At 74.2% G+C, this 15,691-nt stretch carries 17 protein-coding genes; 11 read left to right on the top strand and 6 right to left on the bottom strand.

The window, feature by feature from the left end; translation table 11 throughout:
- Window positions 1-4 precede the first annotated feature (4 nt).
- Both ABD158_RS04390 and ABD158_RS04385 read left to right on the top strand, forming a co-directional pair.
- Window positions 5-976: an EamA family transporter gene (locus ABD158_RS04390; protein WP_344004258.1), complete on the top strand. Its 972-nt coding sequence runs from the start codon at window positions 5-7 to the stop codon at window positions 974-976.
- Window positions 957-1,640 carry a GntR family transcriptional regulator gene (locus tag ABD158_RS04385; RefSeq protein ID WP_344004255.1) on the top strand — a complete coding sequence of 228 codons (684 nt, stop codon included), beginning with the start codon at window positions 957-959 and terminating at the stop codon, window positions 1,638-1,640. Before ABD158_RS04390 ends, ABD158_RS04385 begins: the two co-directional genes overlap by 20 nt.
- A gap of 13 nt (window positions 1,641-1,653) precedes the next feature.
- Here the strand turns inward: ABD158_RS04385 and galK are convergent, their stop codons facing one another.
- On the bottom strand, window positions 1,654-2,853 hold the full coding sequence (galK, locus tag ABD158_RS04380; RefSeq protein ID WP_344004252.1) for a galactokinase: 1,200 nt from the start codon (window positions 2,851-2,853) through the stop codon (window positions 1,654-1,656).
- 81 nt (window positions 2,854-2,934) lie between these two features.
- Here galK and ABD158_RS04375 point away from each other — a divergent pair, with 81 nt between their 5' ends.
- The 3 genes from ABD158_RS04375 to ABD158_RS04365 all read left to right on the top strand — a co-directional run bounded on the left by ABD158_RS04375 (window position 2,935) and on the right by ABD158_RS04365 (window position 6,422).
- Complete coding sequence (locus ABD158_RS04375) at window positions 2,935-4,434, top strand: S8 family serine peptidase (protein ID WP_344004250.1); 1,500 nt, start codon at window positions 2,935-2,937, stop codon at window positions 4,432-4,434.
- A gap of 132 nt (window positions 4,435-4,566) precedes the next feature.
- Window positions 4,567-4,962, top strand: a complete 396-nt coding sequence (locus tag ABD158_RS04370; protein WP_344004248.1) for an ankyrin repeat domain-containing protein — start codon at window positions 4,567-4,569, stop codon at window positions 4,960-4,962.
- Between the two features lie 11 nt (window positions 4,963-4,973).
- Window positions 4,974-6,422 (top strand): GuaB1 family IMP dehydrogenase-related protein, encoded by a 1,449-nt coding sequence (locus ABD158_RS04365; protein ID WP_344004245.1) that lies wholly within the window; start codon window positions 4,974-4,976, stop codon window positions 6,420-6,422.
- A 70-nt stretch (window positions 6,423-6,492) separates the two neighbouring features.
- Here the strand turns inward: ABD158_RS04365 and ABD158_RS04360 are convergent, their stop codons facing one another.
- From ABD158_RS04360 to ABD158_RS04345, 4 genes are all read right to left on the bottom strand, one after another.
- Window positions 6,493-8,388 (bottom strand): BCCT family transporter, encoded by a 1,896-nt coding sequence (locus ABD158_RS04360; protein ID WP_344004243.1) that lies wholly within the window; start codon window positions 8,386-8,388, stop codon window positions 6,493-6,495.
- 185 nt (window positions 8,389-8,573) lie between these two features.
- Entirely contained in the window at window positions 8,574-9,338 is a 765-nt protein-coding gene (locus tag ABD158_RS04355; RefSeq protein ID WP_344004241.1) for an isocitrate lyase/PEP mutase family protein, read from the bottom strand.
- A gap of 56 nt (window positions 9,339-9,394) precedes the next feature.
- Window positions 9,395-11,590: a catalase/peroxidase HPI gene (gene katG, locus ABD158_RS04350; protein WP_344005297.1), complete on the bottom strand. Its 2,196-nt coding sequence runs from the start codon at window positions 11,588-11,590 to the stop codon at window positions 9,395-9,397.
- A gap of 137 nt (window positions 11,591-11,727) precedes the next feature.
- Complete coding sequence (locus tag ABD158_RS04345; protein ID WP_344004239.1) at window positions 11,728-12,216, bottom strand: DUF5994 family protein; 489 nt, start codon at window positions 12,214-12,216, stop codon at window positions 11,728-11,730.
- 329 nt (window positions 12,217-12,545) lie between these two features.
- On the opposite strand from ABD158_RS04345, the gene ABD158_RS04340 reads away from it, so the two are divergent.
- The 5 genes from ABD158_RS04340 (at window position 12,546) to ABD158_RS04320 (ending at window position 14,264) form a co-directional block, all read left to right on the top strand.
- Complete coding sequence (locus tag ABD158_RS04340; protein ID WP_344004237.1) at window positions 12,546-12,836, top strand: hypothetical protein; 291 nt, start codon at window positions 12,546-12,548, stop codon at window positions 12,834-12,836.
- Window positions 12,836-13,054: a hypothetical protein gene (locus ABD158_RS04335; RefSeq protein WP_344004235.1), complete on the top strand. Its 219-nt coding sequence runs from the start codon at window positions 12,836-12,838 to the stop codon at window positions 13,052-13,054. Before ABD158_RS04340 ends, ABD158_RS04335 begins: the two co-directional genes overlap by 1 nt.
- 36 nt (window positions 13,055-13,090) lie before the next feature.
- On the top strand, window positions 13,091-13,399 hold the full coding sequence (locus ABD158_RS04330; protein WP_344004232.1) for a DUF3263 domain-containing protein: 309 nt from the start codon (window positions 13,091-13,093) through the stop codon (window positions 13,397-13,399).
- 20 nt (window positions 13,400-13,419) lie between these two features.
- Entirely contained in the window at window positions 13,420-13,671 is a 252-nt protein-coding gene (locus ABD158_RS04325) for a hypothetical protein (RefSeq protein ID WP_344004229.1), read from the top strand.
- Window positions 13,672-13,967: 296 nt separating this feature from the next.
- The gene (locus ABD158_RS04320; protein ID WP_344004226.1) at window positions 13,968-14,264 is read left to right on the top strand and encodes an excalibur calcium-binding domain-containing protein; all 297 of its coding nucleotides are present in this window, start codon (window positions 13,968-13,970) and stop codon (window positions 14,262-14,264) included.
- A 249-nt stretch (window positions 14,265-14,513) separates the two neighbouring features.
- Here ABD158_RS04320 and ABD158_RS04315 read toward each other — a convergent pair whose 3' ends face one another.
- The gene (locus ABD158_RS04315) at window positions 14,514-14,735 is read right to left on the bottom strand and encodes a hypothetical protein (RefSeq protein ID WP_344004224.1); all 222 of its coding nucleotides are present in this window, start codon (window positions 14,733-14,735) and stop codon (window positions 14,514-14,516) included.
- 398 nt (window positions 14,736-15,133) lie between these two features.
- Between ABD158_RS04315 and ABD158_RS04310 the strand changes: the two genes are divergently transcribed.
- Window positions 15,134-15,568, top strand: a complete 435-nt coding sequence (locus ABD158_RS04310) for a helix-turn-helix domain-containing protein (RefSeq protein ID WP_344004221.1) — start codon at window positions 15,134-15,136, stop codon at window positions 15,566-15,568.
- Window positions 15,569-15,691: the final 123 nt, after the last annotated feature.

Here is a 15,691-nt window from a genome sequence, read left to right as displayed (position 1 = left end):
CCCCGTGACGGTCCTGCCCCACCTCGCGGTCCTGGCCGCCGCGGTCTGCTTCGCCAGCACCGGCAGCGCCGTCGCCCTCGCGGACACCGACGCCTCGCCCCTCGCGGTCGGCGCCGCGCGGATCGCGCTGGGCGGAGGGCTGCTGGGGCTGCTCGCCCTGGTGACGGTGGCCCGCCGGCGGCAGGCGTCCGACCCGGCCTGTCGAGAGCCGCGGGCGCCTGCGGGCGGGCGGGCCGCGCGTCCGGTGGTGCCGGGCCTCGTGGCGCTGGGGGCCGTCGGGGTCCTCGCCTACCAGCCCGCCTTCTTCGCCGGGACCTCCGCCAACGGCGTCGCGGTCGGCACCGTGGTGGCTCTCGGCACCGCGCCGGTCGCCACCGGCCTCCTCGAGGGTCTGGTGCGCCGCCGGTGGCCGACCGGTCGCTGGGTCGTGGCCACGACGGTCGCCCTGGCGGGGGTGGTGCTGGTCGGCGGGCTCGTCGGCGGCGCCGACGCGGGCGCGGGTGGGGGACCCGGCGCGGTGGGTGCGGGCGGGGTGCTGGCCTCGGTCGGGGCCGGGGCGGCGTACGCGCTGTACGCGGTCGCCGGCAAGCTGCTGCTCGACCGCGGCTGGGGGCCGGTGACGGCGATGGGCTCGATGTTCGGCGTCGCGGCACTCGCCGGCGTGCCGCTGCTGCTCGCGACGACGGGCCCGGCGCTGCTGGGCGCCCGGGGCCTGCTGCTCGTGGTGTGGCTCGGGGTGGTGACGACCACCGTCGCCTACCTCCTCTTCGGCTGGGGCCTGGCCCGGCTGCGGGCCACCACCGCCTCGACCCTCACGCTGGCCGAGCCCCTGACCGCGACCCTGCTGGGCCTCCTGGTCCTGGGGGAGCGGCTGACCGCCCCCGCGACGGCGGGCCTGCTGCTGATCGCCCTGGGTCTCGTGGTGCTGACCGCCCCCGCCCGCCGGGGGGTGGACCGTGCCCTCGCGCCGGCCTGACCCGGGCCCGACCACGGCCGCGGCCCTGGCGGCCGAGCTGCGCCGTGCCGTCCTGGAGGGGGACCTGCCGCCCGGGACCCCCCTGCGGCAGGAGGAGCTGGCCGTGCGCCACGGGGTCTCCCGCCACACCCTGCGCAGCGCGCTCGCGACCCTGGCCGCCGAGCGCCTCGTCACCCCGGTCGCCTACCGCGGGGCGCGCGTGGCCGAGCTCGACGACGCCGCGCTCGTCGCGCTGCAGCAGCTGCGCTGCGCCCTCGAGACCGAGGCCGTGCGGCTGCTCCTCGAGACCCACGGGAGCGCCTGGCCGCCGCAGGTGACCGGGCCCCTCGATGCCGCGCTGGCGGAGCTCGCCGCTGCCGAGGCCGGCGCCGACTGGGCCGCCACGGCCCGCGCGCACGCCGGCGTGCACCGCGCGCTCGTCGACGCCGCCGGCAGCCCCCGGATCGCGGAGGCGCACGCGGCCCTCGACGCCGAGCTGCTCCTGCTGCTGCGTCACGTCCGGCCCCACTACGGGCCGGGGGCGCTCGCCGCCGAGCACCGGGCCTACCTGCGCGAGGTCCGGGCCGGCTCCCTGGACGCGGTCCGGTCGCACCTCGCGCACTCGACCGAGGTGATCCGCGCAGGGCGACGGGCCGCGGGGACCACGGACCGCCCGCCCGGCTGAGGCCCGGGGCCGCTCAGCAGTGGGCGGCGCCGGCGGCGGGCTCCGCCAGCAGCAGGTGGGGCGCGCGCCAGCCGCGCCCCTCGTACGCCGCGGCGAGGGCGGCCGCCACGCCGGGGAGGTGCTCGCGCGGCACCAGCGCGATCGCGGAGCCGCCGAACCCGCCGCCGGTCATCCGCGCCCCGAGCGCCCCGGCCTCCCGGGCGACCTCGACGGTGACGTCGAGCTCGGGGGCCGAGACCTCGTGGTCGTCGCGGAGGGAGGCGTGGGAGGCGTCCATCGCCCGGCCGACGCCGGCCCAGTCCTCGGCCTCGAGCGCGGCGACGACCTCGTGGACCCGCGCCGTCTCGGAGACGACATGGCGGGCGCGGCGCCGCACCCGGTCGTCGGGCAGGCCGGCGACCTCGTCGAGCCCCGCGTGGGCGAGGTGCGCGCGACCGAGCAGCCGCGCGGCCCGGTCGCAGTCGGCGCGGCGCTCGGCGTAGGCGCCGTCGCCGAGGGCGTGGGAGACCCGGGTGTCGACGACCAGCAGGGCGAGCCCGGCCTGCTCGACGCCGGACGCGACGTGACGGCGGCCGGCGACGGGGTCCGGGGCACCGAAGTCGACGAGGAGCAGGTGTCCGCGCCGGGCGTAGACCGACACCGTCTGGTCCATCCCGCCGGTCGGGGCACCGGCCATCTCGGCCTCGGCCCGGATGCCGGCGGCCACGACGCGGGCGCGCAGCGCGTCGTCGAGCCCGAGACCGGCGGCCTCGGTGACCGTGACCCCCACCGCGCACAGCAGCGCCGCCGAGCTGGACAGGCCGGCCCCCCGCGGGACCGTCGACCCCACGGCGACGTCGAGGCCCCCGCGGAGCACGTCGGGCGCGACGCCGTCCTCCCGCAGCGCCCACACGACCCCCGCGGCGTACGCCGCCCAGCCGGGGACCGACCCGGGGCCGAGGCCGGAGACCGGTCCCTCCCAGTCGTCCGCGCCGTCGGCGGCACTGCGCAGGCGCAGCAGCCCGTCCTCGCGGCGGGCGGCCGCGGCGTACGTCGCGTGCGGCAGCGCCATCGGCAGCACCGGCCCGCCCGCGTAGTCGACGTGCTCCCCGATCAGGTTGACCCGTCCGGGCGCGCGGACCACGACCTCGGGCCGTCGCCCGGTCCAGTCGGTGAACGCCGTGCGGGTGCTCTCGGCGAGCGCCATCGGCGAGCCGGGGTCCAGGATCTCCACGGGGGACCACCCTAGGGCGTGACCTCCGCGGGGCCCGCACGTTGGTATACCGACCGGTAGCCCACGACAGGAGACCCCTCCATGCGTCGCACCGCCCGCCCGGCAGCCCTGGGAGCGGCCCTCGCCGCCCTCCTCGTGCCGGCCCTGGCCGCCCAGGCCACCACCACCGCCTCGGCCGTCCCCGCCGCCCCCGAGCCCCCACGGGCGTCCTCGCTCGCGGACGTGCAGGGCTTCCTGGCCGGCGAGCTCGACGACCTCACGGGGGCCGAGCGCACCACGGTGCTGGTCCACGGCACCGACCTCGAGGCCGCCGAGGAGGCCGTCGCGGCGAGCGGCCTGCAGCGCACGATGTCCTTCGACCGGATCGGCGTCGTCGTGGCCCGCGGCACCGCGGCCCAGGTCGCCGCGGCCCGCACGGAGCCCGGCGTGACCTACCTCGAGGGCAACCAGCCCGTCGAGCTGACGCAGGAGACCTCGAACCTCGCCACTCGCGGTCAGGAGGCGGCGGAGACCCTCACCGGTGCCGACGGCACCGCGCTGACCGGCCGGGGCGTCAGCGTCGGCGTCATCGACTCCGGGGTCGACCCGAACCACCCCTACCTGAAGGACGCCGACGGCGAGAAGGCCGTCGTGTCCAACCAGAAGGTGGTCTGCGACCCGTTCGAGGCGGCCTGCCAGGTCCTCGACGTGGGCACCTCGGTCGACACCGACACGCTCTCGGTCGGCGGCCACGGCACCCACGTCGCCGGCATCGCGTCGGGCCGCCCGACCACCCTCACCGACGGCGGCGAGCTGCGGGGCGCGGCGCCCGGGTCCAAGGTCGTGTCCCTGTCGACCGGTGCCGCGCTGTTCATCATCGGCGCCGACGCCGCCCTCAACTGGGTGCTCGAGAACCACGAGGCCCCCTGCGGCGCGGGCGTCAGCGCCGCCGAGTGCCCGCCGATCAAGGTCACCAACAACTCCTACGGTCCCTCCGGCGGCGGGGAGCTCGACCCGCAGTCCGCGACGGTCAAGCTGCAGCGGGCGCTGGCCGCCGAGGGCGTCGTCACCGTGTGGGCCGCCGGCAACGACGGCGGCGACGGCAGCACCTCGCTGACCAACCCGCCCGGCCAGGACCCGACCGGCGGCGTCCTGTCGGTCGCGTCGTACGACGACCTCGGCACGGGGACCCGTGACGGCGGGCTGTCGTCGTTCTCCTCGCGGGGCCGCGCGGGTGACCAGGGCACCTACCCGGACCTGTCCGCCCCGGGCGACACCATCACCTCGTCCTGCCGCCCCTACCTGGTCGTGTGCAGCACCGGGATGGACCCGCGCAACGGGCCGGGTGCGCTCGACGTCGGCACCTTCAACACCATCAGCGGCACCTCGATGGCGGCGCCGCACGTCGCCGGGATCGTGGCGCAGCTGTTCCAGGCGGCGCCCGACGCGACGCCGGCCCAGGTCGAGGAGGCCCTCACCTCGACCGCCCACCAGTACTCCTCCGGCGCGCCCTACGAGGCCGCCGAGGGCGGCGGCTCGACGTCCTTCGACAAGGGCGCCGGGCTCGTCGACGTGGTCGCCGCGGTCGGCGCCCTGCGCTGAGCCGACCCGACCACGCCTCACGGGGCGACGGCGCCGCCGGGGATCCCGGGCCCCTGCGGAGCCGCACCCGGCACGACGCCCGGCTCGACCGGGTGGCCCCGGTCGGGCACCCCCAGGTGCCAGACTGGGGCCATGGTCGCGCCCGAGGAAGGACCAGGCCCGAGCCCCGGACCCGACCCCGAGGTCGTCGCCCTCGCCCAGCGGATGCTCGACCTGGCCCGTGAGGGCGACGCGGCCGGGCTCCTGGCGTACGTCGACGCCGGGGTGCCCGTCGACCTGACCGACGCCCGCGGCAACACGCTGCTGATGCTGGGGGCCTACCACGGGCACCCGGAGGTGGTCCGCGGCCTGGGGGAGCGCGGGGCCGACGTCGACCGGCTCAACGACCGCGGCCAGTCCCCCCTGGCGGGGGCCGTCTTCAAGGGCGAGGACGCGGTCGTCACGGTGCTCCGCGAGCTCGGGGCCGACCTCGACGCCGGGCACCCGACCGCCCGCGCGACGGCCGCGATGTTCGGCTACGACCTGTAGGTTCGCGATCCGTGCGCTTCCTCGACGACCTCCGCCCGCCGTACGACCTCACCTACGGGGACGTCTTCATGGCGCCCGCCCGGTCGGCGGTCGCCAGCCGCTACGACGTCGACCTGACGACCGACGACGGCACCGGCGCGACCATCCCGCTCGTCGTCGCCAACATGACGGCCATCGCCGGCCGCCGGATGGCCGAGACGACCGCGCGTCGCGGCGGCCTGACGGTGCTCCCGCAGGACATCCCGATCGACGTCGTCACCGAGGTGGTCGGGTGGGTCAAGGCGCGGCACCTGCTCTTCGACACCCCGGTGACGCTCGCGCCGACGCAGACGGTCGCCGAGGCGCTGTCGCTGCTGCCGAAGCGCTCCCACCGCGGGGCGGTCGTCGTCGACGACTCCGACGGCGTGCGGCGCCCGGTGGGCGTGCTGACCGAGGAGGACTGCGCCGACGTCGACCGGTTCGCGCAGGTCGGCTCGGTGATGACCCGCGAGACCGTGACCCTGGACGCGGGCGTCGACGCGCGCTCGGCGTTCGACGAGCTCGACCGCGCCCACGTGCGTCTCGCCCCCGCGGTGGACGCCGACGGCGGCCTGCTGGGCGTGCTCACCCGGGCGGGTGCGCTGCGCGCCACGGTCTACACCCCGGCCACCGACGCGCGCGGCCGGCTCGCGGTGGCCGCGGCCGTCGGCGTCAACGGCGACGTCGCCGGCAAGGCCCGCGCCCTGCTGGACGCGGGCGTGGACGCCCTGGTCGTCGACACCGCCCACGGCCACCAGGAGCGGATGCTGGAGGCGCTGGACGCGATCCGTGCGCTCGACCCGACGGTGCCGGTCGTCGCCGGCAACGTGGTCACCGTGGAGGGGGTCAAGGACCTCGTCGCCGCCGGCGCCGACGTGCTGAAGGTGGGCGTCGGGCCGGGTGCGATGTGCACGACCCGGATGATGACCGGCGTCGGGCGCCCCCAGTTCTCGGCCGTCCTGGAGTGCGCCTCGGCGGCCCGCGACCTGGGGGCCCGGGTCTGGGCGGACGGGGGAGTGCGGCACCCCCGCGACGTCGCCCTCGCGCTCGCGGCGGGAGCCTCGGCGGTGATGATCGGCTCGTGGTTCGCCGGCACCCACGAGTCGCCCGGCGACCTCGTGACCGACGCCGAGGGCCGCGCCTACAAGACCTCGTTCGGGATGGCCTCGGCCCGCGCGGTCGCCCACCGCACCGGCGGCGAGTCGTCGTTCGACCGGGCCCGCAAGGGGCTGTACGAGGAGGGGATCTCCTCCGCCCGCATGTACCTCGACCCGGCCCGCCCCGGTGTCGAGGACCTGATCGACGAGATCTGCTCCGGCGTTCGCTCCGCCGCGACGTACGCCGGGGCGAGCACGTTGGAGGAGCTGCGCGAGCGTGCCGTCGTGGGCGTCCAGTCCGCGGCCGGCTACGCCGAGGGCCGCCCGCTGCCGACGAGCTGGTAGTCGACGAGGTGGACGACGAGGGCCCGGGAGCTGCTCGCTCCCGGGCCCTCGTGCGTGCGACGTGCGGTCGTCAGTCCTTCGCGCCGACCTCGCGGTCGTGCTCGACGACGACGTCGGAGCGCTCCGGGTCGTCGGGCTCGCCGGTCGGGCACGGACCCGGGTGGGTGCGCTTCCACGCCTCGGCCACGGCGCCGGAGTCGTCGTGACGCACGGCGACCGCGAAGTCGTCACCGTGCTGGCTGACGCCGGTGACCACCGCGTGCTCCACCGCGCTGCGGGCGAACTCCTGGCGCACGACCATCGGGTCGTTGCGCAGGTCCTTCACCAGCGAGAAGCACAGCGCGATCATCACGAAGACGAACGGCAGCGCGACCACGATGGTGATGTTCTGCAACCCCGTCAGCGCGTCCGCGCCGCCGGAGAGCAGCATCACCGCGGCGACGGCGCCGGTCGCGACGCCCCAGAAGATCACCGTCGGCTTGCTCGGCTCGGTGGTGCCGCGCTCGGAGAGCGTGCCCATCACGATCGAGGCGGCGTCGGCGCCCGAGACGAAGAAGATGCCGACGAGGACCATGACCAGGATGCTGGTGAAGGTGGCCCACGGGAACTCCGCCAGCGTGGCGAACAGCTGCGACTCCTGGCCGCCGGCGTTCGCGATGTCGACGCCGTTCTCCTGGAGGTCGATGGCCGCGCCGCCGAAGATGGCGAACCACACGAGGCTCACCATGCTCGGCACCAGGAGCACGCCGGTCACGAACTGGCGCACCGTGCGCCCGCGGGAGATCCGGGCGATGAACATGCCCACGAACGGGGTCCAGGACATCCACCACGCCCAGTAGAAGACGGTCCAGCTCGCCAGCCAGGCCTCGACGTCGGCGCCCTCGGCGCCCGAGCGGGCCGACATCGTCGGCAGGTCCGCGACGTAGGTGCCGAGGGCCGTGGGCAGCAGGTTGAGGATGAACACGGTCGGGCCCACGAGGAACAGGAACGCGGCCAGGAACAGGGCGAGCACCATGTTGGTGTTGGACAGCCACTGGATGCCGCGGGCGACGCCGGACACCGCCGAGACCACGAACGCCGCGGTGAGGACGGCGATGATGCCGACGAGGAGCGCGTTGCCCAGCCCGTCGAGCCCGGCGACGATCTCGAGGCCGCTGCGGATCTGCAGCGCGCCCAGACCGAGCGAGGCGGCGGAGCCGAACAACGTCGCGAAGATCGCGAGCATGTCGATGACCTTGCCGCCGGGGCCGTGCACGCGCTTGCCGAGCAGGGGCTCGAAGGCCGCGCTGATGAGCTGCTTGCGGCCCTTGCGGAACGTGCCGTAGGCGATGGCGAGGCCGACGACCGCGTAGATCGCCCACGGGTGCAGGGTCCAGTGGAAGAGCGTCGTGGCCAGCGCGGTCTCCGCGGCGGCGGCGTTGCCCGGGTCGCCGGTGCCGGGCGGCGGGGTGGCGAAGTGGGTGATCGGCTCCGAGACGCCGTAGAACATGAGCCCGATGCCCATGCCGGCGCTGAACATCATGGCGATCCACGACACGGTCTTGAACTCCGGCGTCTCGCCGTCGCGACCGAGGGTGATGTTGCCGAAGCGGCTGGCCGCCACCCACAGCACGAAGATCACGAAGCCGGTGGAGGCGAGCACGAACAGCCAGCCGGCGCCGCCCATGGTGCCGTTGAGCGCCGCCTGCGCCCCGCTCGACAGGGTGTCGGTGCTCACGAAGCCCCACACGCAGAACGCGACGGCGAGCGCGGCGGTGACGCCGAACACCACCTTGTCGAGGGGGTAGCGGGACTCGTCCACCGGGTGGTCGACGTCGAGGGCCGGGTGGGCGCGACCCGCGGGGGTGCGCACCGCACGGCTGATCGCTCCCTTCGCGCGGTCGGTGCGCGAGGAGCGGGGGGACTCGCCGGGCTCCGGCTGGTGCTGCGGGTCGGGTTGGAGCTGGGGGTCCTGATAGGTCGTCACGTCGATACCGGCGCCCGCCGCGAGGCAGGCGCCGCCTCCTCTCCGAGGTGGAGACACACGGTGCGCCGTCCGTCGGACGGCGCGTTCCGTTCAGTGTCGAACGATTGTCCGGATCCTGCAAACGCCGCGGACCGTGTGGCCGGTGCGGCCCACGGTCCGGGAGGTGCTGCTGGGGCCCTCGCGCGTCAGTTCAGCGGACGGGTCCCCTCGCGCAGGCCACCGTCGTCGTGGACGGACTCCACCAGCTCCGCGAGCGCCGTCAGGGCCTGGCGCTGGGACCACGGGCCGTAGGAGACCCGGGCGACACCGAGCTCGGCCTGGCGCGACGGGGCGACCGAGCCGGGGACGGCGATCGTGGTCAGACGCTGCGGGCCGAAGGCCTCGACCAGGGTCGTGATCTGCGCCTCGTCGAGCTTGCCCGGCACGAACACGACCGGGGCGCCGGCGTCGAGGTAGGCGCGTCCGCGGGTGACGGCCTCGGCCAGCGGGTCCTCGGCGCCCTTCACGAACGCGTCGGTGCGGGCGTTGAGCACGAAGTCCGGCACACCCTCGGCCGCGGCCGCGGCCATGACGGCCTCCACCTGGGCGGCGGCCTCGGCCACGGGCTTCAGCTGGTCCTCGAGGTTGGCGCCGACGATCCCGACGCTGATGGCGCGGCGGACGGTGTCGGCGGCGTCGCCGTAGCCGCCCTCGAGGTCGGCGGTGACGGGCAGGTGGGTCGTGCGGGCGATCAGGCCGACCTCGGCGATCATCTCGGCGACCGGGATGTTCTCGCCGTCCTCGTAGCCGCGGGACGCCGCGATGGAGTGGCTCGCCGTGGCGAGGGCCCGGGTGCCGTCGACGTCGGTGACGACCCGGGCGGTGATCGCGTCCCACACGTTGACCACGGTCAACAGCTCGGGGTCGGTGTGCAGACGCAGCAGGGCGGTGGCCTTCTCGGAGGTGCTCATGCACCCCCGAACCGACCACCGCCCCGCGGTGTTCCCGTCGTACGACGGGCCCGGGATCAGGCCACGTCGTACCGGTCGAGCATCATCACCTTGTCCCACGCGGAGACGAAGTCGCGCACGAACTTCTCGCCCGCGTCGGAGCTGGCGTAGACCTCGGCGACGGCCCGCAGCTCCGAGTTGGAGCCGAAGACCAGGTCGACGCGGCTGCCGGTCCAGCGCTGCTCGCCGGTCGCGGCGTCGTTGGCCACGAACCCGTCGTCGTCGCCGTCGACCTCGTGCCACTCGAGGCCGGGGGCCAGGAGGTGGGTGAAGAAGTCGTTGGACAGCGTGCCGACGCGCTCGGTGAGCACGCCCTTCGGGTTGTCGCCGGTGTTGGCGCCGAGGACACGGAGCCCACCGACCAGCACGGTCATCTCCGGCGCGGAGAGACCGAGCAGGTTGGCGCGGTCGACCAGGCGGTACTCACCGGGCAGCCGGCCCTCCTTGCCGAGCACGTTGCGGAACCCGTCGGAGGTGGGCTCGAGCCAGGCGAAGGAGGCGACGTCGGTCTGCTCCTGCGTGGCGTCGGTGCGGCCCGGGGTGAACGGGACCGTCACGTCGACGCCGCCGTCCCGCGCCGCCTTCTCGACCGCGGCGACGCCGCCGAGGACCACGAGGTCGGCGAAGGAGATCTTCGTGTCGCCCTGGGCGTCGAAGTCGGCCTTCACACCCTCGAGCACGCCGATCACGCGGTCGAGCTCGTCGGGGTCGTTGACCGCCCAGCCGCGCTGCGGCTCCAGGCGGATGCGACCGCCGTTGGCGCCGCCCCGCTTGTCGCTGACGCGGTGGGAGGACGCCGCCGCCCAGGCGGTCTTCACCAGCTGGGGCACGGTCAGTCCGGAGGCCAGCAGCCGCTCCTTGAGCGCCGCGACGTCGGCGTCGCCGACCAGCGGGTGGTCGACGGCCGGGACGCGGTCCTGCCAGATGAGCTCCTCGGAGGGCACCAGCGGGCCGACGTAGCGCTCGATCGGGCCCATGTCGCGGTGGGTCAGCTTGAACCAGGCCCGCGCGAACGCGTCGGCGAAGGCCGCCTCGTCCTGGTGGAAGCGCTCGGAGATCTCGCGGTACACCGGGTCCGCGATCAGCGCGATGTCGGAGACCAGCATCGTGGGCCGGCGGTTCATCTCGCCCGTCTCTGGGTCGGGGATGGTGTTGGCGGCCTCGTCGCCCTTGGCCTCGAACTGCCAGGCGCCCGCGGGGCTCTTGGTGAGCTCCCACTCGTAGCGGAACAGGTTGTCGAAGTAGCCCATCGACCACTGCACGGGGGTCGAGGTCCAGGTGACCTCGAGACCGCTGGTGATGGTGTCGCGACCCTTGCCCGTGCCGAAGCCCTGCTTCCAGCCCAGGCCCTGCTCGGTGATGGAGGCGCCCTCGGGCTCGGCGCCGACGTGCTCGTCGGGGTCGGCCGCACCGTGGGTCTTGCCGAAGGTGTGACCCCCGGCGATCAGCGCGACGGTCTCCTCGTCGTTCATCGCCATCCGGCCGAAGGTCTCGCGGATGTCGCGGGCGGAGGCCAGCGGGTCGGGGTTGGCGTTGGGGCCCTCGGGGTTGACGTAGATCAGCCCCATCTGGACGGCGCCCAGCGGCTTCTCGAGCTCGCGGTCACCGGTGTAGCGCTCGTCGCCGAGCCAGGTGCGCTCGGGGCCCCAGTAGACGTCCTCGTCGGGCTCCCAGACGTCGGCGCGGCCGCCGGCGAAGCCGAACGTCGAGAAGCCCATCGTCTCCAGCGAGCGGTTGCCCGTGAAGATGATCAGGTCCGCCCAGGAGACCCGGCGGCCCCACTTCTGCTTGACGGGCCAGAGCAGTCGGCGGGCCTTGTCGAGGTTGCCGTTGTCGGGCCAGCTGTTGAGGGGCGCGAAGCGCTGCATGCCGGCGCCCGCGCCACCGCGACCGTCACCCACCCGGTAGGTCCCGGCGGAGTGCCAGGCCATGCGGATCATGAAGCCGCCGTAGTGCCCGAAGTCGGCCGGCCACCAGTCCTGGGAGGTGGTGAGCACCTCGTCGACGTCGCGGGCCAGCTCGTCGAGGTCGACCGTCGCGAACTCCGCCGCGTAGTCGAAGTCGGCGTCCATCGGGTCGGCCACCTGCTGGTGCTTGCGCAGGATGCGCAGGTTCAGCTGGTTGGGCCACCAGTCGGTGTTGTCGGCGCTCTCCGTCGGGTGGCCCATGCGACCGGAGTGCACGGGGCAGCCCCCGGCCTCCTCGGTGTTCATGTCCGCTTCGACGGTCTCGTGGTCGTGCTGTGACACCTGATGCCTCCTGCGGTAGGGACGGGACTCGGGCCTGCCCCGAGTCTGCACCACTTTCTGGAATCATTCCAGACTCCGGTCCGGTGACGCCGCCCCGGTCCTCAGGAGCCGGGGCGCTCCGCGGCGAGCAGCTCGTCCGCACCGAGGGTGTTGTCGTCGGCCACCGCCCGGTCCATGATCCGGCGGGCCGTGTCCTCGTCGAGCTCGCTCGGCACGACCAGGAGCCGCAGCGCGTGGTCGGGGGAGAGCTTCACGATCATCAGGTGGGTGTCGTCGCGCGGGAACGAGCCGACCTTGACCGCGCCGCGGGCCGCCGTGATGCGCCGCAGGCTGCGCTCCCCGGGCTCGCTGTCCCAGTCGGGGCGCGAGAACAGCAGACGCCCGACCCGGCCGGCGGAGACGGGGAAGTGGTCGACGAGGTCCGCGACCTCGACGGCGAGGTCGCGGGAGCGCGGGTGCCAGGCCCCGTCCAGCGGCGTGCCGCGCGCGGGGGCGCGGAGCGCGAGACGCAGCGGTCCGCGCGCGGAGGACCCGGGGGCGGTGTCCGCCCCGGTGGACGAGGAGGACGTGGTCGATGGTGACGTCGTCATGACGCCGACCTTCCGTGCTGGCCCCGCGTGCTCGACGAGCACGGCCTGACAGCTGGTTGGCCCCCACCGTAGCGCGGTGGGGGCCCGGGGCCGCCTTCGCCGCCGGAGAGGTCCTGCTGGTGTCCGAGGGGGGACTTGAACCCCATTCCGGCCCCAGGTGTGCTGCGGCCAGATCCGTCCTGACCTGCGCGTTCTCTGCTGTTGGGGGTGGTTGCTTCGCCGTGTTGCGCCGCGAAGTGGGTACACCGTACCCACGTGTCAGGGGCGTTCCTGGCCACTCCCCGTGGAGCGCGCCTACGATCCTGGTCTCACGACCACATGGGGGAACGATGGCTGACGCGCCGACCAAGGTGCCCTGCCCGCTGTGCGGCACGCAGATCGCGACCGGGCTCTACCGGTGCCCGCAGTGCACCGGCGAGCTGCGCCCCACGGGCGCGCCCGAGCGCGAAGGGCTCACCGCCTACGGAGTCTTCGGGGCGGTTGCGCTCGCGATCGTCGTTGTCATCGCGGGCCTCTGGGTCGTGTACGACTTCACCACGGCGAACGATGGGCTGGAGTGCTCCATCGAGAACGTTGAGCGCGCGCAAGAGGGTCGTCCCACCCTTGAGTGTCCCGACTGATGGCCGACCAGCCCGTGACCGCGTGGACCATCGCCCGAGGCATCATCCTCGCTGTCGTGGTGATCGTGGCCGTGGTGTTCGTCGGCGGCGCGATCGTCGGCGGGATCTCGTCGCGCCAGGACGCGGACCGCCGCGACCGGATCGCCTGCGAGCAGGAGAACGACCGGTGGCGTGAGCGCGGGGTGCCGGAGCGGGTCCGGGACTGCGACGAGCTCTGACTATCGCTGTCGGCGCGCGGTCGTAGCGTCGCGGCCATGAGCACGAAGACGGACGTGGGGACGTTGACGGACCAGCAGATCGCGGTCCTCGAGTTCGAGCGGCAGCCGTTCGGGGCGCCCCGGTCGCTCGGTCAGGCGCCGGCGGTGCTGAACAGCCGCGAACGGGCGCTCTACGGGTCAGGGAAGCCGGCCGCGATCCGGCAGCTGTTCGGGTTCTCCGAGATCAGGTACGGGCAGATCCTCGCCGAGCTCCTCGAGCTTCCCGCGGCTGAGGTGTACGACGCGCAGCTGGTGCGGCGGCTGCGGCGGATCCGCGACGCCCGTCGAGGTTCCCGCCGGTCCTGAGCGTCGCTACGGTCACGGTCGTGGCCGTCATCCTGCCCGCGCACGTCTGGTACTACCGGGACCAGTCGATCACCGACCCGCGGCCGCCGCTGCCGGGGCTGCTCACCGAGTGGCGGCAGGTCGACGGCCGGAAGGGACCGCGGTGGGAGGGCTTGGTGACGTTCGCCCGCGGCGGCGACGGGCACCCGATCACGGTCGAGACAACATGGATCCGCGCCGGGATGCTGAAGCCGGCCTACTCGCGGCCTGAGCCCGTAGACGGCCGAGGTTGATCTCGGGATCCTGATCGAGCGGGGGCGTCGGGCCGGTCGTCTGCCGGGGGGGATTGACAGGCGGTGACCGACCCGACGCCCGCGCACGACGAGGTCGCCGCTGCGTGTCGTCGACGTTGGGCAGCCGATTTCGCTGAACAGGGTTCACGATGTCTCAGGTTGAGACACCCGCCGAGCGGGGGGTGTCTCGCCAGGAGAAGCCCCCTTGGCAGACCCCCCAGTGCACACGCATGCTGTCGGCTCGTGGTCCGGATAGCGGGCCGCACGGACGAACGGGGACACCAACGATGCGACGAATGATCACGGCACTGGCCACCACAGCGCTGCTCGCGGGCGGGACGGTGGCGATGACGCAGGCGCCCGCCACCGCCGGCGCGCAGGACGGGGCCCAGCAGGAGGCCCGCTCTTACCGAAACTGCGACGCGCTGAACCGCGACTGGCGCAACGGGGTCGCGAAGAACGCTCGCGCGGCGCAGCGGCAGGTCAACGAGGGCGGCGCCCGGCCGGCGTCCGGGCCGCGAGCTCGACGGGTCTACAACCGGAACTACCGCAGCCTCGACCGCGACCGAGACGGCACCGCCTGCGAGCAGTGAGCGGGTAGCAGAAGGCCGCCCCACCTGGCGTGGGGGCAGGTGGGTGGTCAGCGGGGCTTCTGCCGGTGATGGGCCCGCAGAGAGGCGCCCGCCAGGGCGAAGATTGGGGCAGTCATCGCCGTGAACCGGACCACGAATCCCGTCCACCCGCCAAGGTCGCGGGCGAACCACAGGACCGCCACGCACGTCGGGAGCACGACTATCCCGATGCCCAGCAGTGCCCCCCTCGAAGGGCGCCCTGCCTGCGCGTCACTCAACGCGGTTCTCACGGGCTCGGGCCAGGAAGTACATCCTGGCGTTGATCAACGCGAGCCCACCGAAGCTGACAAGCAACAAGAGCGGTCCCCAACCCGCTTCGCCGTCGAGCCGGGCCGAGACGAAGTTGATCGACCCACCGATCGCAGCGATCGCAGCAAAGACCGCAGTGATCAGCGAGTGTCGAGTAGATGGCTGCGGCGGCGCCTGGACCATGAGCGGGACCGTAGCAGCGTCCGGCGAGCAACCGCCGTCCCGTGCGCGCACCTCTCAGACGCAACGAAGCCGCCCCACCCGGCATGGAGTCCCGGTGAGGCGGCTAGCAGAGCCTACGCATAGTTGCATCGTCCAGACGAGGGGCTTGGGCGACGCAATGTGGCCCGAGCGCGCGGCTCAACGGACACGTCAGGGGCCGCCGCCGGCGTACCCCCCAGTAGTCGGCGACGACCCCAGAACATGGACCAGCGGGCCGCTCCCGCAGCCCGGGGGGATAGGCGCAGGACGGCCCGGCGGCCAGCCGCGTCGCGCCCCGAGTGCGGGAGCGCGGCGACGTGACACCGACGCTACGTCGGCGGAGGGGGTCGCGCAGGCGTTCCTGGATCTACGGTGACCTCGTGGACGACCGGGACGCCTGGGTGACGCAGGTGGAGGCCGCCCGCCGGCTCGGGTGCTCGCCCAGCCACGTGCAGACGCTCCTGCGGCGCGGCCAGCTGGTGCGCCGGCCCGGGCCACGGGACCGGGGCACGCCGTCGGTCGGGGCCGCGTCCGTCGACGAACTCGCCGGCGTGCTCGAGGAGCAGCGCGCCGCCAGGGCCGCGGCCGCCGCTCGCCGCGCCGTCCACGGCTCCCCACCCGATGACGAGCACGTGTGGCTCGACACCGACGAGACCGCCGCCGTCCTCGGCCTGTCACGGCCCTGGGTGAAGGCCCGGGCCCGACAGGGCCGGATCCCCGCGACGAAGTACGGCGGGAAGTGGTGGGTGCGCCGCGAGCACGCTGAGCAGATCGCAGCCGTGAGGGCGGCAGCATTGCGGCACTCACGGGCGTAGGGTCCACGCGCATGAAGGCAATCACGGAACTCGCAGGAGCACTGGCACAGCTAGCTCAGTTCGCGGATGGGCGGACTCCCGAAGCTCGCGCTGAGCACGAGGCGCGTGCGGAGGACGCGCTGC

Source organism: Nocardioides lentus, assembly GCF_039529515.1.
Classification (GTDB): Bacteria; Actinomycetota; Actinomycetes; order Propionibacteriales; family Nocardioidaceae; genus Nocardioides; species Nocardioides lentus.
This window is presented reverse-complemented; position numbering and strand designations above follow the sequence as displayed.